This window comes from Rhodococcus sp. LMD (assembly GCF_056108245.1).
In genome coordinates, this window is sequence record NZ_CM148557.1 from 490,624 (window position 1) to 509,961 (window position 19,338).

The 19,338-nt window shown below is 69.3% G+C and carries 20 protein-coding genes; 8 read left to right on the forward strand and 12 right to left on the reverse strand.

Translation table 11 applies throughout. The features are described 5' to 3' along the window. Positions 1-44: 44 nt before the first annotated feature. The gene (locus ACWPQI_RS02240) at positions 45-185 is read right to left on the reverse strand and encodes a hypothetical protein (RefSeq protein ID WP_017681531.1); all 141 of its coding nucleotides are present in this window, start codon (positions 183-185) and stop codon (positions 45-47) included. A 209-nt stretch (positions 186-394) separates the two neighbouring features. Continuing rightward, the gene (locus ACWPQI_RS02245) at positions 395-628 is read right to left on the reverse strand and encodes a hypothetical protein (RefSeq protein WP_099528127.1); all 234 of its coding nucleotides are present in this window, start codon (positions 626-628) and stop codon (positions 395-397) included. A gap of 255 nt (positions 629-883) precedes the next feature. On the opposite strand from ACWPQI_RS02245, the gene ACWPQI_RS02250 reads away from it, so the two are divergent. Beyond that, complete coding sequence (locus ACWPQI_RS02250; RefSeq protein WP_010594950.1) at positions 884-1,609, forward strand: ANTAR domain-containing protein; 726 nt, start codon at positions 884-886, stop codon at positions 1,607-1,609. Positions 1,610-1,789: 180 nt separating this feature from the next. On the opposite strand, the gene ACWPQI_RS02255 is transcribed toward ACWPQI_RS02250, so the two are convergent. Together ACWPQI_RS02255 and ACWPQI_RS02260 are read right to left on the reverse strand one after the other, a co-directional pair. Beyond that, positions 1,790-2,497: a type 1 glutamine amidotransferase gene (locus ACWPQI_RS02255; RefSeq protein WP_010594951.1), complete on the reverse strand. Its 708-nt coding sequence runs from the start codon at positions 2,495-2,497 to the stop codon at positions 1,790-1,792. Beyond that, positions 2,490-3,743, reverse strand: a complete 1,254-nt coding sequence (locus ACWPQI_RS02260; protein WP_010594952.1) for a Mur ligase family protein — start codon at positions 3,741-3,743, stop codon at positions 2,490-2,492. Before ACWPQI_RS02260 ends, ACWPQI_RS02255 begins: the two co-directional genes overlap by 8 nt. A 156-nt stretch (positions 3,744-3,899) precedes the next feature. Between ACWPQI_RS02260 and ACWPQI_RS02265 the strand changes: the two genes are divergently transcribed. Together ACWPQI_RS02265 and ACWPQI_RS02270 are read left to right on the forward strand one after the other, a co-directional pair. After that, on the forward strand, positions 3,900-5,267 hold the full coding sequence (locus tag ACWPQI_RS02265) for a potassium channel family protein (RefSeq protein ID WP_048773682.1): 1,368 nt from the start codon (positions 3,900-3,902) through the stop codon (positions 5,265-5,267). Between the two features lie 68 nt (positions 5,268-5,335). After that, on the forward strand, positions 5,336-5,872 hold the full coding sequence (locus ACWPQI_RS02270; RefSeq protein WP_026138029.1) for a DUF488 domain-containing protein: 537 nt from the start codon (positions 5,336-5,338) through the stop codon (positions 5,870-5,872). Here the strand turns inward: ACWPQI_RS02270 and ACWPQI_RS02275 are convergent. From ACWPQI_RS02275 to leuA, 3 genes are all read right to left on the reverse strand, one after another. Further along, the gene (locus tag ACWPQI_RS02275; protein ID WP_010594956.1) at positions 5,869-6,651 is read right to left on the reverse strand and encodes a crotonase/enoyl-CoA hydratase family protein; all 783 of its coding nucleotides are present in this window, start codon (positions 6,649-6,651) and stop codon (positions 5,869-5,871) included. The two genes, ACWPQI_RS02270 and ACWPQI_RS02275, sit on opposite strands and share 4 nt — an antisense overlap. 151 nt (positions 6,652-6,802) lie before the next feature. Continuing rightward, positions 6,803-7,177 carry an SHOCT domain-containing protein gene (locus ACWPQI_RS02280; RefSeq protein ID WP_010594957.1) on the reverse strand — a complete coding sequence of 125 codons (375 nt, stop codon included), beginning with the start codon at positions 7,175-7,177 and terminating at the stop codon, positions 6,803-6,805. Positions 7,178-7,309: 132 nt separating this feature from the next. Continuing rightward, a complete protein-coding gene (leuA, locus tag ACWPQI_RS02285) occupies positions 7,310-9,118 on the reverse strand; it encodes a 2-isopropylmalate synthase (protein ID WP_010594958.1) in 1,809 nt (602 codons plus the stop codon). A 366-nt stretch (positions 9,119-9,484) separates the two neighbouring features. On the opposite strand from leuA, the gene ACWPQI_RS02290 reads away from it, so the two are divergent. From ACWPQI_RS02290 to ACWPQI_RS02300, 3 genes are all read left to right on the forward strand, one after another. After that, positions 9,485-10,702 carry a DUF4185 domain-containing protein gene (locus ACWPQI_RS02290; protein WP_010594959.1) on the forward strand — a complete coding sequence of 406 codons (1,218 nt, stop codon included), beginning with the start codon at positions 9,485-9,487 and terminating at the stop codon, positions 10,700-10,702. A 267-nt stretch (positions 10,703-10,969) separates the two neighbouring features. After that, positions 10,970-12,235, forward strand: coding sequence for an aspartate kinase (locus tag ACWPQI_RS02295; protein ID WP_003935350.1), 1,266 nt, complete (start codon positions 10,970-10,972; stop codon positions 12,233-12,235). A gap of 3 nt (positions 12,236-12,238) precedes the next feature. Further along, positions 12,239-13,270: an aspartate-semialdehyde dehydrogenase gene (locus ACWPQI_RS02300; RefSeq protein ID WP_010594960.1), complete on the forward strand. Its 1,032-nt coding sequence runs from the start codon at positions 12,239-12,241 to the stop codon at positions 13,268-13,270. Between the two features lie 65 nt (positions 13,271-13,335). On the opposite strand, the gene ACWPQI_RS02305 is transcribed toward ACWPQI_RS02300, so the two are convergent. Continuing rightward, complete coding sequence (locus ACWPQI_RS02305; RefSeq protein ID WP_010594961.1) at positions 13,336-13,722, reverse strand: SPW repeat domain-containing protein; 387 nt, start codon at positions 13,720-13,722, stop codon at positions 13,336-13,338. A 100-nt stretch (positions 13,723-13,822) separates the two neighbouring features. Here ACWPQI_RS02305 and ACWPQI_RS02310 point away from each other — a divergent pair, with 100 nt between their 5' ends. Further along, positions 13,823-14,380 carry a TetR/AcrR family transcriptional regulator gene (locus ACWPQI_RS02310; RefSeq protein ID WP_010594962.1) on the forward strand — a complete coding sequence of 186 codons (558 nt, stop codon included), beginning with the start codon at positions 13,823-13,825 and terminating at the stop codon, positions 14,378-14,380. Between the two features lie 82 nt (positions 14,381-14,462). Here the strand turns inward: ACWPQI_RS02310 and ACWPQI_RS02315 are convergent, their stop codons facing one another. From ACWPQI_RS02315 to couN, 3 genes are read right to left on the reverse strand one after another with little or no spacing between them, the layout of a single operon-like run. Further along, positions 14,463-14,942 carry a MaoC family dehydratase gene (locus ACWPQI_RS02315; protein ID WP_010594963.1) on the reverse strand — a complete coding sequence of 160 codons (480 nt, stop codon included), beginning with the start codon at positions 14,940-14,942 and terminating at the stop codon, positions 14,463-14,465. A 14-nt stretch (positions 14,943-14,956) separates the two neighbouring features. Beyond that, on the reverse strand, positions 14,957-15,847 hold the full coding sequence (gene couO, locus ACWPQI_RS02320; protein WP_010594964.1) for a 4-hydroxyphenyl-beta-ketoacyl-CoA hydrolase: 891 nt from the start codon (positions 15,845-15,847) through the stop codon (positions 14,957-14,959). Next, positions 15,844-16,755, reverse strand: a complete 912-nt coding sequence (gene couN / locus ACWPQI_RS02325; RefSeq protein ID WP_010594965.1) for a 4-hydroxyphenyl-beta-hydroxyacyl-CoA dehydrogenase — start codon at positions 16,753-16,755, stop codon at positions 15,844-15,846. The genes couO and couN overlap by 4 nt, the downstream gene beginning before the upstream one ends. 115 nt (positions 16,756-16,870) lie before the next feature. On the opposite strand from couN, the gene ACWPQI_RS02330 reads away from it, so the two are divergent. Then, positions 16,871-17,320 (forward strand): MarR family winged helix-turn-helix transcriptional regulator, encoded by a 450-nt coding sequence (locus ACWPQI_RS02330; protein ID WP_010594966.1) that lies wholly within the window; start codon positions 16,871-16,873, stop codon positions 17,318-17,320. A gap of 305 nt (positions 17,321-17,625) precedes the next feature. On the opposite strand, the gene ACWPQI_RS02335 is transcribed toward ACWPQI_RS02330, so the two are convergent. Further along, a complete protein-coding gene (locus tag ACWPQI_RS02335) occupies positions 17,626-19,227 on the reverse strand; it encodes an AMP-binding protein (RefSeq protein WP_140188246.1) in 1,602 nt (533 codons plus the stop codon). Between the last annotated feature and the right edge of the window lie 111 nt (positions 19,228-19,338).

Here is a 19,338-nt window from a genome sequence, read left to right on the forward strand (position 1 = left end):
GAAGACCCGTCCGGAAGGGAGTCTTCCGGACGGGCGGTCTCGCGTCAGTACCTGGGCGGGCGGACCAGGTCGTCGGACACGTGCGGATGCGCGGAATCCGATCGCACCAGGTAGGCCTCGAGGGCTGCGGTGCCGCCCAGTGCGGCACCGAGCAGCAGCAGTAGCTCGACCACGTTCGCGTTCATATCGGTTTCTCCTCTCGACGTGCGGCCCGATCGTCAGTCGGCCGTCGGGCGCTCCTGCTGGTCGCGGTCCGCGAACATGGCCTCGATGCGGGCCTTGATCTCCTCGGTGCTCATGGAGCGACGGGGCGCGGCGACAGCGGAGGTGTGCATGTGTGGTGGTGTTCCTGTCTGTGATGTCGGGATGATCGGGGCTCGGTCGACCGGGACGGTCAGTTCGTCCGGAGGAAGGACACGAGACCCGTGACGGTGGTGGTCGCACCGACCGCGGTCAGGCCGGTGACCATGAGGGCTGCGGCGCCGACGGAGACGGCGGCGCCGAGCGTGTGCCCGAGAGCGGCGCGCCACCCCGGCGTCGACGAGCCGGTGTGGGACACGAGCACCATCGGGGCGCTCCGGACGTCCTCGTAGCGTGAGGTGTGGTGGCGCGTTGCCGTGCCTGTCATATTCGGTTTATCCCCCTGCAAGCAATTCGTGACTTGGTTCACAAAACCAATGCCGATGTGTTGTACCCCATCACAGCGGCGTGCGCTACTCGAGCGGATGTCCAACTGTGCTCAGGGGTCCGCGCGATCGCCCGCGATCCGCACGTAGGAGGCGGCTCCGCGCTCCCCGCGACGCGCCGGCCGTTCCGGCGTGTCTGGTTGAATGGCGATCCGAGCCCCGCGTCGAAAGCGCGGCGACGAGGTCGAGGAGCGCACATGCAGAACGGTCAGTCCACGGCCGATCCGGCGACGGTGTTCACCGCACTCGCCGAGATCGTCTACCGCGGCGCGGGCCCTGCGGAGACGTACACGGCGATCTGCGTGGCCGCCACGATGCTGGTGCCCGGCTGCGACCATGCCAGTCTCATGCTGCGGGAAGGTAAGGCGTACGTCACCGTCGGTGCCTCCGACGACGTCGCGCGGCACGTCGACGACCTCGAGCGCGCGACCGGCGAGGGACCGTGCCTGGACGCGATCGAGGAGGACGCCGCTCAGATCGAGCCGGACCTGAACGTCTCCGAGCAGTGGCCGCATCTGGCTCCCGGCATCGTGACGCAGACGCCCGTGCGTGGAGCGATGGGGTTCCGCCTGCGAGTCGACGACCGCAAGGTCGGGTCGCTGAACCTGTTCTCCGATACGGCGGGGGCCTTCGACCTCGCGGCCGCCACCCACGCCAGCGTCCTGGCCGCCTTCGCGGCCGTTGCCGTCGCCGCCACGTCCCGGGGCGAGGACATTGCCTCACTGCGCAACGGCATCGAGAGCAACCGGGAGATCGGCAAGGCGGTCGGTCTTCTCATGGCACTGAACAAGATCTCCGACGATCAGGCGTTCGAGCTGCTCCGCCGGACGTCGCAGCAGGTCAACGTCAAGGTGGCGGAACTGGCCCGCACCGTCGTCGACCAGCATCGCCGCGAGACGCGCGAGATGAAGGGACGCCGTTGAGTTCCCGCCCTTGCATTCGGGGTGTGATGCAGATAACATCGGTAGTGCGAATCGAGCAGACGTCCGAGGACGACAGAGGCTCGTGAAGCAGAGATCCGGCCCGGTGAACGCGAAAGCGATTTCCCGGGCCGAACCCCTGTCCGGGGTGTTCGCGGACGCGGGGTGTTCACGGACGGCGGGTCAGGCCAGCCGCTCACGCCGCAACTGCTCGACCTCCGGCAGATCCAGCGGCGGCAGCGAGTCCACGCCGAGCGCGCGTGCCAGCAGCAGATCCGCCAGTTCGGGGTTGCGGGCCAGGACCGGTCCGTGCATGTAGGTGCCGATCACCGAACCCTGCACGGCGCCCTCGACGCCGTCGCCCACGCCGTTGCCGACACCCCGGGTGACCCGGCCCAGGGCACGAGCCTCCGGCCCCAGAGTCGTTCCGCCGCGGTGGTTCTCGAAGCCGGTCAACGGCAGGTGCAGCCCCTCGACGAGGGGAGTGGTCACGACCTCGCCGATGGCACGGGTCTGCTGCGGAGCGGTGGTCACGTCGAGCAGGCCGACGCCGTCGACGCGCTCGCCCGCCGACGTCTGGTACCAGTTGCCGAGCACCTGGATCGCCGCGCAGATCGCCAGGACCGGAGCCCCCCGTCCGGCCGCCCGTTGCAGTCCCGGATGTCGCTGCAGGTGTCGCGTGGCGAGGCGTTGCGCCGAGTCCTCGGCCCCGCCGAGGGTGTAGAGATCCAGGGAGTCGGGCACCGGGTCGGTCAGGTTGATCGACACGACCTCGGCATCGTGGCCGCGCATCCGCAGGCGCTGCCGCAGGACCAGCGCATTGCCGCCGTCGCCGTAGGTGCCCATCACGTCGGGCAGCACGAGCCCGATCCGCACGGTGGACTCAGACATGCGCGGCTCCCTTCGCCAGGGCGGTGTTCAGATCCCGGAACGCGGTGTAGTTGGCCAGGACCTCGACCCGTCCGGGCGGGCACGACGCGATGGCCCGGACCGGATCCGCCACCAGCGTGTGCTCGACCCCGGCGTAGGTCAGCCGCACGGCCAGGTCGGTACCGCGTTCGCCGGAGGCCACCACCTGCACGCCCTCGAAGTGCTCGAACCGCACGTCCCACAGCCACGACAGGTCCTCCCCGTCGGGCACCTGCCCGTTGACCGCGATGACCAGACCGTCGACCGTCGGGTCGATCATCGACAGGGCTTCCTGCCATCCGGCCGGATTCTTCGCCAGCAGCATGTGCACCGAATGCGGACCCACCTGCACGGTCTTGTACCGGCCGGCGACCTCCTCGACGACACCCGCGGCGGCGACGGCCGCGGCCGGATCCGCGCCGAGGGCGACCGCCGCGGCCACCGCCTGCGCGGCGTTGCCGCGGTTGGCGCGCCCCGGCAGGGTCAGCGTCATCGGCAGCACCAGCCCGTCCGGGCCGTAGAGATTGTCGTCGTCGACCCACCAATCCGGTTCGGGCCGTGCGAAATCCGATCCCGTGCTGCGCCAGTGCCCGTCCTCCCACAGGATCGGCTCGCCGGTGCGGGGGCAGCTGACCGAGTCGCCCGACCAGCCGGCGCCCGCCGCCACCCACACCACGTTCGGATGGTCGTAGGCGACGGAGGTGACGAGCACGTCGTCGCAGTTCGCGACGACCACCGCGTCCGGGTGCCGTTCGAGACCGGCCCGCAGCTTGCGTTCGATCATGTTGATCTCGCCCACCCGGTCCAGCTGGTCGCGGCTCAGATTGAGCAGCACGATCGCTTCGGGGTCGAGGGCGTCGGCGACGTGCGGGGTGTGCAACTCGTCGACCTCGATCGCCGCGAGCGGCGCCTCCTGATTGGCGACCAGCGCGGCGACGATGCCGGCGTCCATGTTCGCCCCGTCGGCCTGGGTGGCGACGGAGTCCATCGTCTCCAGCGCCGCCGCCGTCATCCGGGTGGTGGTGGACTTGCCGTTGGTGCCGGTCACCAGGACGGTGCGTCGTCCGCGCCCGAGCTGCTCCATCAGCCGCGGATCGATCTTCAGCGCGACGAGACCGCCGATCATCGAGCCCTTGCCGCGCCCGGCCTTCTGCGAGGCCCACGAGGCGGCCTTCGCCGCGCGCAGCGCCAGCCGCCCGCGCCCGGTGATTCGAGTGCTTGTACCCACGTCGCGAGTTTTCCACAGCGGCGCCGGCGTCGCCGCAGCGCCGCCGTGTCCGCGCCGTCACACGCCGCTGCGCCGGGGCGAATCGCTCACAGCATCCGCGGTGCCGGATGCATCCGCGCAGGTGGCGTGGTCCCCTGGGGCGGGGAGGTGGTCGCCGTGGCGGATGCGGACACAACCAGCGGGAACACCGGGACGTACGTCGTGGTGGGCGACACCACGGTCGCGCGCCGGGTCTGCGCCTCGCTCGTCGTCCTGGGCTGCACCGTGCGGCATGCGCCCCGGCCCGACGACGACGAGCTGCGGGCCCTACTGGACCGGCCGCCGGTCGCCGGGATCGCGGTGCTCCTGCAGGACGACGTGGTGGCGCTGCGGTACGCGCTCGCCGCGGCGCACCTGCAGCCGGACGCCCCGATGGTCGCGACGATCTTCGACCGCACGATCGGCGATCAGCTCGCCCGGTTCCTGCCGCAGTGCGACGTGACGTCGCCGGCGGACCTGGCCGTGGCGTCCCTGGCCGGGCCGTGCGTGGCACCCGACCTGCTGGCGGTGACCTCCACCCGCGGACCGCGCGGCATCCGCGCGGCCGGTGACGTGCTCGACGAGGTGCCCGTCGCGGTGCCGCGCCGCATGGCGTGGCAGCGGTGGGCCGGGCAACTCACCGCGGTGCTGCGCACCCACGAGACCGGCACCCGCATCCTGCTCGCCGGGCTGCTCGGGCTGGCTGCGGTGCTGTTCGGCGACTGGGCCTGGCTGACCTTCGGGGAGGGCAAGGGAACGATCGACGCGTTCCACGAGGCGGTCCGCGTGGTCACCACGGTCGGACCGGCGGCCGACCCGCACGGCAACGAGGCATACGCCGCGATCGCGTCCACCGCGATGCTGGCGACGATCGTGTTCACTGCCATGTTCACCGCCGGGGTGGTGGACCGGCTGCTGGGTCCGCGCCTGACCGCGCTGCTCGGCCCGCGATCGCTGCCCCGCTCCGGGCACGTGATCGTCGTGGGCCTCGGGCAGGTGGGTCTGCGGCTGTGCCGGGAGCTGCGGGACCTCGGCATCCCGGTGGTGGGTGTCGAGCGGGACACGAATGCGCGCAACCTGCGACTGGTGCGCGACCTGAATATCCCCGCCGTGGTCGGCGACGGCGGCGACCGCCGGCTGCTCGAGCGGGTCGGGGTCCATCGGGCGGTCGCGCTCGCCGCGGTGGGGTCCGACGACCGGGACAACGTCGCGGTCTCGCTCGCCGTCCAGGGCATCGCACCGGGCCTGCGGCTGGTCTTGCGCGCCGGGGAACGCGAGGTGCTCGCCGAGACGGGCTCGCTGCTGCCGCTGGGCGTGATCCGCGACGTGACGAGCCTGAGCGCGACGTACGTGCTCGCGCGTCTGCTCGGTCGCGAGCCGCTGGGGGTGGTCGCCGGTGCGGTGCATGTGCACCTGCGCCTTCCGGACGGCCGGTTCGAGGAACTGCCGATCGCGTCGCCGGGGGGTTGCCGGCACGCGCCGGTCGCGGGCGCGGGCATGCGGTAGCCGCCGGTGGGTATGCCGGAGGGGCAGGTATGCCGGAGGGAACCCGACCCGAGGGAGGAATCGTCGCGATGCTGCTCTCCGTGGGGCACGGACGGCTCGACCGGACGCAACTGGCCGAGCTGCTGCATTCCGCCGGCGTCGAGTCGCTGGTCGACGTCCGGCGTTTCCCGGGCAGCCGGCGCAACCCGGACCTGTCGAGCGACGCGATGACGCAATGGCTGGCCGATGCCGGCATCGGCTACCGGCTCGAGCGGCGACTCGGCGGCCGGCGACGGCTCCCCGCCGGGACGACGCCCGAGGACTCGTGGTGGCGGGTCGAGCAGTTCGCCGCCTACGCCGCCCACACCCGCACCGAGGAGTTCGCCGACGCGCTCGACGGGCTGCTCGAGGAGTCCGCGCGGCGCCGGACCGCGATGATGTGCAGCGAGAGCGTGTGGTGGCGATGCCACCGCCGCCTCGTCGCCGACGTCGTCGTGCTGCGGTTCGGCCACGACGTCGAGCACCTCATGCACGACGGCCGTCTACTGGCGCACGAGGCGGCGCCGGGTGCCCGCATGCGGGCGGACGGGCACGTGGTGTGGGACGGCGGGGATGTGGACGGCTAGGTGCCGGGCTCACCGAAACTGCCGTGCCGCCCGGCACCGCCGGCGAACCGGGACGCGCCCTCGAGCGTGTCGTGCGCCAGGGAGACCGCGCCGTGCCGGAACTCGTTGAGCAACGCCTGGTCCTCGTCGAGCCCGTGCTGCTCGAGCAGCGAGAGGCGGTCCCGGCGCAGACAGGTCTGCGGGAAGGCGGCGATCTCGGCGGCGAGGGCGCGGGCCGCGGTGAGTGCCTGACCGGCGGGAACGAGCCGGTTGACCAGCCCGATGCTCAGCGCCTCGCCGGCGTCGACGGGACGGCCGGTCAGGACGAGATCCATCGCGCGGCTCTCGCCGATGAGCCGCGGCAGCCGCACCGTGCCGCCGTCGATCAGCGGCACGCCCCAGCGGCGGCAGAACACGCCCAGGACCGCCCCCTCCTCGGCGACGCGCAGATCGGCCCACAGGGCCAGTTCGAGCCCGCCGGCGACGGCGTGCCCCGAGATCGCGGCGACGACGGGCTTGGACAGCCGCATCCGCGACACGCCCATCGGCCCGTCCCCGTCCGGGGCGACCCGGTTCGGGTGTCCCTCGCTGATCGCCTTCAGGTCGGCGCCGGCGCAGAAGGTGCCGCCGGTGCCGTGCAGCACGGCGACCGCCGCGCCGTCGTCGGCGTCGAAGGCGCGGAAGGCGGCGGCCAGCGCCTCGGCCGTCGCCCGATCGACGGCGTTGCGGACCCCCGGACGGTTGATCCCGATCGTCGTGACCGGGCCGTCGCGGTCGACCAGCACCGGATCCGGTGTCATCTGATGTGCGGCGCGGATACTCCCTCGTTCACGAGGGAGAGGAAGCGCCGTCCTCCCTCCGGGTGGTGGTGCGGTTGCGGTCTGAGCCGGGAATCTCCTGCCTTCAGGAAGGAGAGGCGTTAACGTTCTCGTTCCGGCAGGCAGCAGATGGTCAGGACAGCGCCTTGGCCTTGAGAGCCTGGTACTCGGCTTCGGTGATGGTGCCCGCGTCGAGCAGCGCCTTGGCGTCGGCGATGTGCTCGGCGGGGGACTTGCCGGCGACCTCGCGGATGTAGCTGTCCTGGGCCTGCTTGACCTGGGCGTATTCCCGTGCGGACCGCTCGGCCATGCCCTTGCCGTTGACGATCAGGTAGATCAGGGCGGTGAGGAACGGCAGGAAGATCAGGAAGACGATCCAGATCGCCTTGATCCAGCCGGACTGCTGGTGGTTGCGGAACAGGTCGCCGATGATCGAGAAGAGCACCATCAGGTACGCGATGAACGCGAAGCTGATGATGATGAACCAGATGATGTCCCAGAAATCCATGTGACGCTCCCTTTCGTGGGGCACGCGCGAGGTGGGAAAACGCGGAATGCGGCGGCACTCCCCGGGGAAGAGTACCGCCGCATTCGTCCGAATTCCTGCCGAATCGACCGGCGTTCGCGGGACCCGGAGGGCTCAGTGCGCCCGGTTCACCGCCGACACCACCGCGCGCAGCGAGGCCGTCGTGATGGACGGTGCGATGCCGGCGCCCCAGACCAGGGTCGTGACGCCGTCGGGCCGGGTCACGTCCGCTTCGACGTACGCGGCGGCGAGGGCGTCGTCGCCGGCCGACATGGCATGCTCGGCGTAGCCGCGGACGGCCACCTGGTAGCCCAGGGATTCCAGGGCGTCGACGAAGGCCGCGAGCGGACCGTTGCCGGACCCGGTGATCTCCTGTTCCTTGCCGTGGTACTTCACGACCGCGGTGACGGTGTCGGTGCCGTCGTCGGTCTCGGCCGCCGTGACCTTCTGCCGCATCCGCTCGAGCGGAGTGGTCGGAGCCAGGTACTCCTCGTGGAAGATGTCCCACATCTCCTTGGGGCTGACCTCGCCGCCCTCACCGTCGGTGACGCGCTGTACCGCCTGCGAGAACTCGATCTGCAGCCGTCGCGGCAGGTTCAGGCCGTGGTCGTGCTTCATGATGTACGCCACGCCGCCCTTGCCGGACTGCGAGTTGACCCGGATCACGGCCTCGTAGCTGCGGCCCACGTCCTTCGGGTCGATGGGCAGATACGGCACCGCCCAGGTCAGGTCGTCGACGTCGGTGCCCGCGGCATCGGCGTCGGCCTTCATCATGTCCATGCCCTTGTTGATGGCGTCCTGGTGGCTGCCGGAGAAGGCGGTGTAGACCAGGTCACCGCCGTAGGGGTGCCGCTCGGGCACGGGCAGCTGGTTGCAGTACTCGACGGTGCGGCGGATCTCGTCGATGTCGGAGAAGTCGATCTGCGGATCCACGCCCCGGCTGAACATGTTCAGGCCCAGGGTCACCAGGCACACGTTGCCGGTGCGCTCGCCGTTGCCGAACAGGCAGCCCTCGATGCGGTCGGCGCCGGCCTGGTAGCCCAGTTCGGCCGCCGCGACACCGGTGCCGCGGTCGTTGTGCGGATGCAGCGACAGGATGATCGAGTCGCGCTTGGCCAGGTTGCGGTGCATCCACTCGATCGAGTCGGCGTACACGTTCGGCGTGGCCATCTCGACCGTGGCCGGCAGGTTGATGATCACCGGGTTCTCGGGGGTCGCGCCCAGGGTGTCGACGACCGCGTCGCACACCTCCTTGGCATACGACAGTTCCGTGCCGGTGTACGACTCGGGGGAGTACTCCCACCGCCAGTTCGTGTCGGGGTGGTTCTTCGCCTCCTCGAGCACCAGCTCGGCCGCGTCGGTGGCGATCTTCTTGACCGTGTCCTTGTCCGCCCGGAACACCACGCGACGCTGCAGGATCGACGTCGAGTTGTAGAAGTGGACGATGGCCGAGTGGGCCCCGGCGCACGCCTCGAAGGTGCGCTTGATCAGCTCGGGGCGGGCCTGCGTCAGCACCTGGATGGTGACGTCGTCGGGAATCGCGTTGTCCTCGATGATCTCTCGGACGAAGTCGAAGTCGGTCTGGCTCGCCGACGGGAAGCCGACCTCGATCTCCTTGTAGCCCATGCGTACCAGCAGGTCGAACATGCGCCGCTTGCGGGCGGGGCTCATGGGGTCGATGAGCGCCTGGTTGCCGTCACGCAGGTCCACCGCGCACCAGGCGGGCGCCCGGTCGATGATCTTGTCCGGCCAGGTGCGGTCGGGCAGCGTGATCGGCTCGACCTCCTCGGCGAACGGCCGGTACCGGTAGGTCGGCATCGAAGAGTTCTTCTGCTTGTTCCACGCCGGCTGATCGGCGGGGGCGGGCTTGCTCGGCGGCGTGATCGTGCGCGAGCCGGAGGTGAATGCGTCGGCGGGTGACATGACGTAGCTCCAAAAAATGGGGACCGGTGAGTCCGGATGAGGATACGACCGGCGCGACAACACCCCGCGACGGGAAGCCGGTCTGGTCAGATCCCGCCGCGGCGGCCGAGGAGAAGCGCGCGCTGCATGCCAGGCAGTGTACTCGCCGGCCCCGCCGGAGCCCACCCGGAGGTGAGGGATTCCATAAACGATCTCGAAACCGATCCCGAACAGCCGGGCCCGCGCGAACGTGACCCGATCGATACGAAGGGCCCCGCCGCGGTCCGTGCCGGTCCAATACGTTGACCTCATTCGTCACATGAGAATCACCTGTCACAGAAGTCCTGCGGAAGACGCGATCCGGTCACCCGGACGGGAGGAGAGTTCATGAGCGCGGTCCGGTCGGCGACGACGTTCACCTCCGCGCTGCTGCTGGCGCTCGGCTGCGCGGTGCCGTTCGCCGCCACCGCCCACGCCGAACCCTGCGGGAATTCCGGACCCGGAAGCAGCGGCTTCGGCAGCAGCAACCCCGGTGCCGGGACACCACAGGGACCGCTCCCGACGATCACCTCCGGTCCCACCCGCACCGTCGCCTGGGTCACCGGGCCGCGCAGCCCGAACCGGACCGACACCCGGTTCTCCGTCTCGGGTACCGATCTGGGAATCATGTGGGACAACGGTGAAACCGGACCCGGCCGCCAGGTGCTCATGGCCTTCGGCGACACCTTCGGCGACTGCTCGGTCGAGGGCGACGAATGGCGCCGCAACATCCTCATGCGCAGCGCGGACACCGAGCTGTCGGACGGCATCGCCGTGCCCGAGCCCCGCCCCGGCGATCCCTCTTCCGGCGCACCGGTGCTCGCCTCCGACCCGAACTTCGCCCGGGAGATCCTCGGCAGCATCGGCATCGACGGGGTCGAGACCACCGTCGTGCCCACCGCCGCTGTCGCCGTCGGCGGCACCCAGTACATCAACTTCATGTCGGTGCGCGCCTGGGGCGAGCCCGGGGAATGGTGGACCAACGCCTCCGCCCTCGCGTACTCGACCGACAACGGTGAGACGTGGACCGTCGACCCGGCCACCGCGCGGATCAACACACCGGTGGAGGTGCCCGGCGTCCAGCAGCTGGCCGTCGGCAACGCCGGGTTCCAGCAGCACGCGTACGTCAAGCACGAGGGCTACGTCTACGACTTCGGCACGCCCAACGGCCGCTTCGGACCGGCCTACGTCTCCCGCGTGCCCGAGGCGCAGATCCGAGACCTCGGCGCCTACGAGTTCTGGACCGGCACCGGCTGGGTGCTCGGCGGAATCGATGCGGCAGTGCCCGTCGTCGACGGCCCGGTCGGCGAGATGTCGGTGCACTGGACCGGCAGCACCTTCGTCCTCCTCTACGGCAACGAGGAAGGCGGCCGGATCGAGATGCGCACGAGCGCGCGGCCGGAGGGCCCGTGGAGCGCGCCGCGCGTGCTCGTCACCAGTGCCCAGATCAGCGGCCTGTACGCGCCGTACATCCACCCGTGGTCCAGCGGCAACGACCTCTACTTCGTCGCGTCCCGCTGGAGCGACTACAACGTCATGCTGCTGCGCACGACCGTCGCGGGCTGAGCCGCTCGTCCCGAGCGGCCGTTGTCGGCCGCATCCCGCCGCGCGGACCCGCGTCCCGCCGCGCGGACCCGCAGCGTCCGCCGGCGCTCCCGCCCGCCGCTGCCGTTGCCGTCCGAGATCGCGTTCGGGCCCGGCGATTACGGTCTGCTGCCGAGGTTGCCGCCGGATGGGCGGGGCGGGTCGGGGCAGGTCGGGCCGCATCCCTTCGGGCCGCATCGGTAAGCTGGTCCCCTGGACTTGCACCCAAGACCCCGGAGGTTCGCCAGCGTGGCACTCGTCGTCCAGAAGTACGGAGGATCCTCGGTCGCGACGGCCGAACGGATCCGGCGCGTCGCTGAACGGATAGTCGAGACCAAGAAGGCGGGCAACGACGTCGTCGTGGTCGTGTCGGCGATGGGCGACACCACCGACGAGCTGCTCGACCTCGCTCAGCAGGTGTGCCCCGCCCCGCCGGCGCGTGAGATGGACATGCTCCTCACCTCCGGTGAGCGCATCTCCAACGCCCTGGTCGCGATGGCGATCCACTCGCTCGGCGCCGAGGCACGCTCGTTCACCGGCTCCCAGGCCGGCGTGATCACGACGGGCAGCCACGGCAACGCGAAGATCATCGACGTCACCCCCGGCCGCGTCCGGACCGCGCTCGACGAGGGCAGCATCGTCCTCGTCGCCGGTTTCCAGGGCGTGAGCCAGGACAGCAAGGACATCACCACCCTCGGCCGCGGCGGGTCCGACACCACCGCCGTGGCCCTGGCCGCGGCGCTCGACGCCGATGTCTGCGAGATCTACACCGACGTCGACGGCGTCTTCACTGCCGACCCGCGCATCGTCAAGGACGCGCAGCGGCTCGAGAAGGTCTCGTTCGAGGAGATGCTCGAGCTCGCGGCCTGCGGCGCGAAGGTGCTCATGCTGCGCTGCGTCGAGTACGCCCGCCGCTACAACGTGCCCGTGCACGTTCGTTCGTCGTACACCACCAAGCCCGGCACCATCGTGTCCGGATCGATGGAGGACATCCCCGTGGAAGAGGCTCTGATCACCGGCGTCGCGCACGATCGCGGCGAGGCCAAGGTCACCGTCGTCGGCCTGCCCGACACTCCCGGCTACGCCGCGAAGGTGTTCCGCGCCGTCGCCGAGGCCGAGATCAACATCGACATGGTGTTGCAGAACATCTCCAAGGTGGAGACCGGCAAGACCGACATCACCTTCACCCTGCCGAAGAGCGACGGCCCACGTGCCGTGGAGTTGCTGAGCAAGCAGCAGGAGGAGATCGGCTTCACCCAGGTGCTGTTCGACGACCACATCGGCAAGGTCTCGCTCGTCGGTGCCGGAATGAAGAGCCATCCGGGCGTCACGGCGAAGTTCTGCGAGGCCCTCGCGGACGCGGGCATCAACATCGATCTCATCTCCACCTCGGAGATCCGCATCTCGGTGCTCGTCGACGACACCGAACTCGACGACGCGGTGCGCGCCCTGCACGCCGCCTTCGAACTCGGCGGCGACGAGGAAGCCGTCGTCCACGCCGGAACGGGACGGTAGATCATGACCACCATCGCAGTCGTAGGTGCCACCGGCCAGGTCGGCATCGTCATGCGCACCCTGCTCGAGGAGCGCAACTTTCCCGCCGACAAGGTGCGCTTCTTCGCCTCGGCCCGCTCGGCCGGCAAGAAGCTGCCGTTCCGCGGGGAGGAGATCGTCGTGGAGGACGCCGCGGCGACCTCCGACGAGGATCTGAAGGGCATCGACATCGCCCTGTTCTCGGCCGGTGCGACGCTCTCGCGTGCCCAGGCGCCGCGGTTCGCCGCCGCCGGGGCGGTCGTGGTCGACAACTCCTCGGCCTGGCGCAAGGACCCCGAGGTGCCGCTCGTCGTGAGCGAGGTGAACCCGCAGGAGGCGAAGAACCCGCCGAAGGGCATCATCGCCAACCCGAACTGCACCACCATGGCCGCGATGCCGGTCCTGAAAGTGCTGCACGACGAAGCCGGCCTGCAGCGACTGATCGTCTCGAGCTACCAGGCGGTCTCCGGCAGCGGCATCGCGGGCGTCGAGGAGCTGCTCGGCCAGGCCCGCGCCGTCATCGGCGACGCCGAGAAGCTCGTGCACGACGGCAGCGCCGTCGACTTCCCGGCTCCGGACAAGTACGTCGCGCCGATTGCGTTCAACGTCCTGCCGCTCGCGGGTTCGCTCGTCGACGACGGCAGCGGCGAGACCGACGAGGACCAGAAGCTGCGCAACGAGTCCCGCAAGATCCTCGGACTCCCGGATCTGCTGGTCTCGGGTACCTGCGTGCGCGTGCCGGTGATCACCGGCCACTCGCTGTCGATCAACGCCGAGTTCGAACGCCCGCTGTCGGTGGAGCGCGCGAAGGAACTGCTCGCGAACGCCCCCGGCGTGCGCCTCGTGGATGTTCCGACGCCGCTGCAGGCCGCCGGCCAGGATCCGTCGCTGGTGGGCCGGGTCCGGCAGGATCCGGGTGTGCCGGAGGGCCGCGGTCTCGCGCTGTTCGTCTCGGGGGACAACCTGCGGAAGGGCGCTGCCCTCAACACAATTCAGATCGCCGAGCTGCTGGTGTAGGTTCTTCGGACCCTCGAAGGGGAGGTTGCCGCGACACGTCGCCGGCAACCTCCCCTTCGGCGTTCTCAGTGGGCCGTGGACGCATAGGCGCGTCGTTCCTCTTCCCGGGTCGACGCCGTGACGCCGGCAGACTCGTCGGCGAGATACGCGGTGCCGCCGACGAGCATGATCAGCGCGCCCGCGATCCACGCGGTCCAGGCTGCTCCGTCGCCGGCGAACTGTCCGATCCAGGGCGAGATGAACAGGATCAAGCCGACGACGGACAGGGACCAGTGATCCTTGGTGGGGTCGCGGGCGATCAGCGACCACAGGGCGTAGATCGCGGCGATGGCACCCAGTCCGAGAGTGACACCGGAGCCGACGGGGGTGGTGTCGAACCATACCGATGCGGTCATGGTGACGATGCCCAGGATCAGGGCGATCGCTCCGGCCGACGAGTTCGAGATCTTCATGTGCGCACCTCTCTTCGAATCGCTACATGTTGCGTAGCTACATCAAGTGTAGCGCTGTTGTAGGATCGTCGTAAGTCGAGACAGCGGACAGGAGTGGCGCATGCGGCAAGGTGAGGGGACTGCCACGCCGGAGGAACGCATCGCCGACGCCGTGCTCGAACTGCTTCGTCGCAAGGGACCCAAGGCGGTGACGATCGAGGCCGTGGCCGCACACACGGGCATGGCCCGCACCACCATCTATCGTCGCTACCGCGACAGGGACGAGATGCTCACCGCGGTGATGGAGCCGATTGCGCAGCCCTCGCCGCCCGATCCGGACGCCACGGCGCACGAAGTACTGATGTGGCTGGCCGAGCAGTCCCTGCGTTCGGTCGACGGGGGCGTCGGCTTCGGCGGCCTCGCTGCGCTGGTGACCGATGCGGATCCCGCGTTCACCGGTCTCATCCGCTCGGTGCTCGTGCGCCACCGCAGTACCTTGACAGAGGTCGTGCGACACCACATCTCGCGGGGAATCGTGCGAGCCGACCTCGACGTCGAAACGTTCCTGGACTGCATCGTCGGCGCCTACTGCGCGGAACGGGCCCGGAGCGGTGACATCGACGCCGACTGGAACGAACGGGTCGCGCTGACACTGTTGCCCGCGTTCGTGCAACCGTAAGCCGTCCCGAAACGAGCGAATGTACCCTTCAGCTTCGTAGATCGACAGAAGGGTACATTCGCTCGACTGTAGGCGGCGGCCGCTACTCGAACATGCGGTAGACCGCCTCGACGACGACGGCGGGCCGCTCGCTGCCCTCGAGTTCGATCAGGCCGTCGATGGTGATCTGGACGCCGCCCTTCGGCAGCTTCTCGAACGACTTCAGCGTCGCGTCGAGGCGGACCTTGCCGCCGGCGGGCACGGGACTGGTGAAGCGGACCTTGTTCAGGCCGTAGTTGACGGCCATGGTGACACTGTCGACCTTCAGGACCTCGCTCCACATCGGGATGATCAGGGAGAGCGTCAGGTAACCGTGGGCGATGGGACCGCCGAACGGGCTCTCCTTCTTCGCCCGCTCGACGTCGAGGTGGATCCACTGATGATCGTCGGTGGCGTCGGCGAAGGTCTGGATCCGGTCCTGCTCGATCGCCATCCACGAGCTGACGCCGAGCGGTTGCCCGACGAGTGCCTCGAGGTCGGCCAAGGTGGCGACGTGGGTGATGGAGGTGGCGGGGACGGTCATGGGGCCTCCTGTGCTCAGCGCTTGATGCCGAGAACGCGCAGTGCGTTCTGCTTGAAGATCATCGGTGCGATGTCGGGTTTGATGTCGAGAGTGGCGAAATCGTTGCGCCATCGATCCACTTGGATGACGGGGAAGTCGGAGCCGAACAGCACCTTGTGGCGCAGCATCGTGTTCGCGGCCTTGACCAGTTGCGGCGGGAAGTACTTGGGGGACCAGCCGGAGAGGTCGATGTAGACGTTGGCCTTGTGGGTGGCGATGGAGATCTGCGCGTCGACCCACGGTACCGCGGGATGGGCCATGACGATGGTCAGGTCGGGGAAGTCGGCGGCGACGTCGTCGAGCAGCATGGGGTCGGAGTAGCGCAGCTTGATGCCGTGCCCGCCGGGCAGTCCGGCGCCGATGCCGGTCTGGCCGGTGTGGAACAGGGCGGGCACGCCGGCCTCGATGAGGGCCTCGTAGAGGGGGTAGAACTGCCGGTCGTTCGGCTCGAAGCCCTGCATGCTGGGGTGGAACTTGAAGCCCTTGACGCCGTACTCGTCGACCAGGCGGCGCGCCCGTTTCACAGCGGCCTTGCCCTGCAACGGATCGACGGAGCCGAAGGGGATGAGCACGTCGTTGTGGGTGGTGGCGAGCTCGGCGATCTCCTCGACCGAGTTGGGGGCGTGGCCGGTGGCGGACCGGGCATCGACGGTGAACACGACGGCGGCCATGTTCCGCTGCCGGTAGTGCTCGGCGATGGAGTCGATGGTGGGGGTGCGTTCCTCGCCGGACTTGAAGTACTTCTCCGAGGCGGCCATCAGTTCGTCGTCCATGGAGCGGTGTCCGCAGCCGTCGATCTCGACGTGGGTGTGGATGTCGATCGCCTCGATCGCCTCGAAGTCGATCCCGTATTCGTAGCGGCTCACTTGGCGAGCACCTCCTCGGGGAATTCCTCGCCGACGGACTCGACGCGGTCGGCGAACACGATGGGCCACTGCGCGGCCACGTCGTCGGCGGAGAAGCCGCCGTCGTGGAAGGCGGTGGCGGTCAGCTGCGGATGCGACCACAGCGCCAGGCGGTCGCCGCCGACGGAGAACGCCTGCCCGGTGATGTCGGCGGCGTCGTCGGAGGCGAGGAAGGCGATCAGGCCGGCGACGTCCTGCGGGGTGCCCATGCCGACCTCGCGGCGGATCACCGCGGGCAGCTCGCCGGTCTGCTTCATCTGCTCGATGTAGGGCGCGAAGATCGGCACGGTCTCGGTCATCGCGGTGACGGCGACGGGGCACACCGCGTTGGCGGTGATCCCGGCGCGCTGCAGTTCCATCGCCCAGGTGCGGACCATCCCGACCACCGCGGCCTTGGCGCCGGAGTAGTTGGTCTGCCCGAAGTTGCCGCGCTGCCCGGCCGGGGATCCGATGGCGATGATGCGCCCGCCCTCGCCCTGCTCACGGAAGCGCAGTACGGCCTCGCGCACGCACGTGAAGGTGCCGCGCAAGTGCACGTCGATCACGGCGTCGAAGTCGTCGTCGGTCATCTTCCACAGCACCTTGTCACGCAGGATGCCCGCATTGGTCACCATCACGTCGAGGCGGCCGAAGTGCTCGACCGCGGCGGCGACGAGTTTTCGAGCCGTCTCGGTGGGACCGACGGGGGCGACGACGGCGACGGCGCGTCCGCCCGCGGCGGTGATCGTCGCGACGGCGGCATCGGCGGTGCCCCGGTCGACGTCGTTGATCACGACCGCGGCGCCGTGACGTGCCAGCTCGGCGGCGTAGGCGAGGCCGAGGCCCTGCCCGCTACCGGTGACGACGGCGACTTTGTTGCTGAGGTCCACGAGATCCTCCGTTGCTCGAGCTGATGAACTCCCAATCACATAGGAACATCTACTATTGAGAATGTCAACGATTGAGGAACTGTTATCCTGAGGGTCGCGACGAAAGGCTCTCGGAATGGAACGTCGACGCGTCCTCGAGGACGACCTGGGATTTCTGCTGACGCGTGCCAGTGCGATGGTGGTGCGATCGGTGAACGAGGCTCTCGCCCCACTCGGGCTGCGGGTGCGCCCCTACACGGTGCTCTCCCTCGCGTGCGACGAACCCTCCGGTGTGGCGCAGCGCCGCATCGCCGCGGACATGGGACTCGACCCCAGCCAGATCGTCGCGATCGTCGACGAACTCGAGAACCGGAATCTGGTCGCCCGCACCGCCGACCCGGGCGACCGGCGCAACAAACTCGTCGTCGCCACCGACGAGGGACGAAAGCTGTGCGACGAAGCGCGCCGGCTCAGCGAGGAGGTGTCGGACCGGCACTTCGCCGGCGTGGACCCGGCTCTTCTCGCCGAAATGCGCACTGTGCTCGGCCGCATGGTTTTTCCCGAGTCGGTGAACGCCGCCCGCTGACCGCGCGCTCGTCCACGGGCGCGGTCGGGGCGTCCGGGGTGTGGAGTTGTCGACCCATCGAGGGTCGGCAGGGTATCGGCAGCCTGACGAGCTGGCTGAGGTGAGGGCCGGGTGCGGTGGCGTAGGGCAGACCGGCCTCGGCGCAGTCGAGCCGAAATCGGTCGAGCACGTCCACGCTGCCGTCGGAACAGCGGGTAGCCGGCCTCGAGCAGTCGGAGGTGCCGAAACCGGTGCCGACGGCACAGCCGCGAACCGGACCGTTCAGGCCGGCGGTGTCGAACGCAGCGACGGAGTCGAAGTAGTGGTCACAGGCCCTCCGTCGCGACGAGGTGCTCGACGACGCGGCGCAGTCGCCCGCGGTCGATCTTGCTGTTGTGCCGCGGGTCGGTCGGTAGCGCGGTGGACAGGTGCACCGGGGTGGGCCGTGGCAAGTGCAGCCGCTGGGCGAGGATTGCCATGGTGCCGAGGTCGACGGCGCGAGGATCCTCGTCGTGGGGAAAGACGTAGAACAGGCGGTCGAGATCCTCGAGATACACCACTGCGCTGAGCAGGAACCCGGTGACCATGTTCCACATCTGTTCGAGCGCATCGGGATGGATCGGGCCGTGTGGGGAGTCGACGACGTCCTTTCTGCGGCACAGGTACCACACCAGACCCGAGGAGTCGATGTAGCCGAAATCGCCTGTGCGGTGCCATATCTCACCGGTTCGCGTATCGCGCAGTTTGGCGGTGCGCACGGCGTCGTCGCGGTGGAAGTAGGTGGTGCTCACCCGAGCGCCGGAAACGACGATCTCGCCGGTCCTGTCGGCAGGGAGGCCGTCGAGCGCTACGTCGAAGTGCGGCCCCTCGAACTGCGGTTCGACGACAGCGACGTCCATGTCCGCGGACGGCCGCCCGAGCGGGGTGCCCATGCCGGTCCAGGTTCCGAGCTTCGAACGGTACACGTGCTCGTCGGCGCCGATCAGGGTGATCGGCATCAACACTTCGGTGCTCGCATACGGCACCACGACCTCGGCCGGGGCGAGCCTGTCCTGCATGCGTTCGACCAGCCGGGCGCCGATGGCCGACCCCGCGGTGGCCACCCGTCGCAACGCCGGGGCGGGCAGGTGATGCTGATCCATATGGGTGATCAGGCGATGCCACACCAGTGGCGAAGCGAACAGGTAGTCGCTGCCGGAGACGGCCAGCTGCCGGTAGAACGCGGCGACGTCGAGGCGAGCGGGTTGGACGGTGGCCAGGTCCGGCAACACCACGCGTCGGCCCATGGCCACGGCCACCAGAGCCAGGTGTGGAAACAGGCAGAACTCGGAGGAGATCTCGTCGCTGCGGTAGTAGCGCATCTGCGAGGCGAGCTCGCGCGAGGTCCACGGCACGCCCTTGGGGATGCCCGTGGTTCCGCTGGTGTAGAGCAGCAGCACGGTATCGGCGATGTCCCACTGCATTTCGCTCCGACTCGGGTCGGGCAGAACCGTACCGAGACGAGCGCTGTCGAAGCCGGTGCTCGTCGGGGTGCAGACGATGCCGTCGTAGAGATCCGCTCCGGGGCAGGGCAGTTCGGAGACCCACACCGGCGCATCGAGGTCGGCAAGGCACGCGGCCAGCGTGTCGGGGGGCTGGTTGGGGTCGAGGAACGCGGGGACTGCTCCTACCAGGAATGCGCCGTAGCAGTATGCGATCAGCTCGACGCTCAGCGGCAGCGTCACCACCACGTTGTCGCCTGGCCGTACGCCCAGCTGGTGCAGGTGTGTCCGTGCGGACTCGGCCGCGTGCTGGATGTCGGAAAAAGAGTGCTGCGATGACGAGCGCAGATCGGTCACCGCGATCCGATCGGGGCGCTCGACGCATGAAGTGGCCAGCCCGTCCAGCAGTGCATGTCCGGACGTGACGACGGTGTGGCGAGAATGCATGACCCCCCTTGATGGAACCGAACTTGCACAACGACGTGATGCACGGGGGAGACTGCTCGTGAAACCGTCCAGTTCCCGAATGCTCGTTCGGACGCCTCGAATGTCGTATCC

What these genes read in the sequence shown, in the direction of transcription:
- ACWPQI_RS02240 (WP_017681531.1), bottom strand. Translation starts at nt 185, where the DNA reads ATGAACGCGAACGTGGTCGAGCTACTGCTGCTGCTCGGTGCCGCACTG.
- ACWPQI_RS02245 (WP_099528127.1), bottom strand. Translation starts at nt 628, where the DNA reads ATGACAGGCACGGCAACGCGCCACCACACCTCACGCTACGAGGACGTC.
- ACWPQI_RS02250 (WP_010594950.1), top strand. Translation starts at nt 884, where the DNA reads ATGCAGAACGGTCAGTCCACGGCCGATCCGGCGACGGTGTTCACCGCA.
- ACWPQI_RS02255 (WP_010594951.1), bottom strand. Translation starts at nt 2,497, where the DNA reads ATGTCTGAGTCCACCGTGCGGATCGGGCTCGTGCTGCCCGACGTGATG.
- ACWPQI_RS02270 (WP_026138029.1), top strand. Translation starts at nt 5,336, where the DNA reads ATGCTGCTCTCCGTGGGGCACGGACGGCTCGACCGGACGCAACTGGCC.
- ACWPQI_RS02275 (WP_010594956.1), bottom strand. Translation starts at nt 6,651, where the DNA reads ATGACACCGGATCCGGTGCTGGTCGACCGCGACGGCCCGGTCACGACG.
- ACWPQI_RS02280 (WP_010594957.1), bottom strand. Translation starts at nt 7,177, where the DNA reads ATGGATTTCTGGGACATCATCTGGTTCATCATCATCAGCTTCGCGTTC.
- leuA (WP_010594958.1), bottom strand. Translation starts at nt 9,118, where the DNA reads ATGTCACCCGCCGACGCATTCACCTCCGGCTCGCGCACGATCACGCCG.
- ACWPQI_RS02290 (WP_010594959.1), top strand. Translation starts at nt 9,485, where the DNA reads ATGAGCGCGGTCCGGTCGGCGACGACGTTCACCTCCGCGCTGCTGCTG.
- ACWPQI_RS02300 (WP_010594960.1), top strand. Translation starts at nt 12,239, where the DNA reads ATGACCACCATCGCAGTCGTAGGTGCCACCGGCCAGGTCGGCATCGTC.
- ACWPQI_RS02305 (WP_010594961.1), bottom strand. Translation starts at nt 13,722, where the DNA reads ATGAAGATCTCGAACTCGTCGGCCGGAGCGATCGCCCTGATCCTGGGC.
- ACWPQI_RS02310 (WP_010594962.1), top strand. Translation starts at nt 13,823, where the DNA reads ATGCGGCAAGGTGAGGGGACTGCCACGCCGGAGGAACGCATCGCCGAC.
- ACWPQI_RS02315 (WP_010594963.1), bottom strand. Translation starts at nt 14,942, where the DNA reads ATGACCGTCCCCGCCACCTCCATCACCCACGTCGCCACCTTGGCCGAC.
- ACWPQI_RS02330 (WP_010594966.1), top strand. Translation starts at nt 16,871, where the DNA reads ATGGAACGTCGACGCGTCCTCGAGGACGACCTGGGATTTCTGCTGACG.
- ACWPQI_RS02335 (WP_140188246.1), bottom strand. Translation starts at nt 19,227, where the DNA reads ATGCATTCTCGCCACACCGTCGTCACGTCCGGACATGCACTGCTGGAC.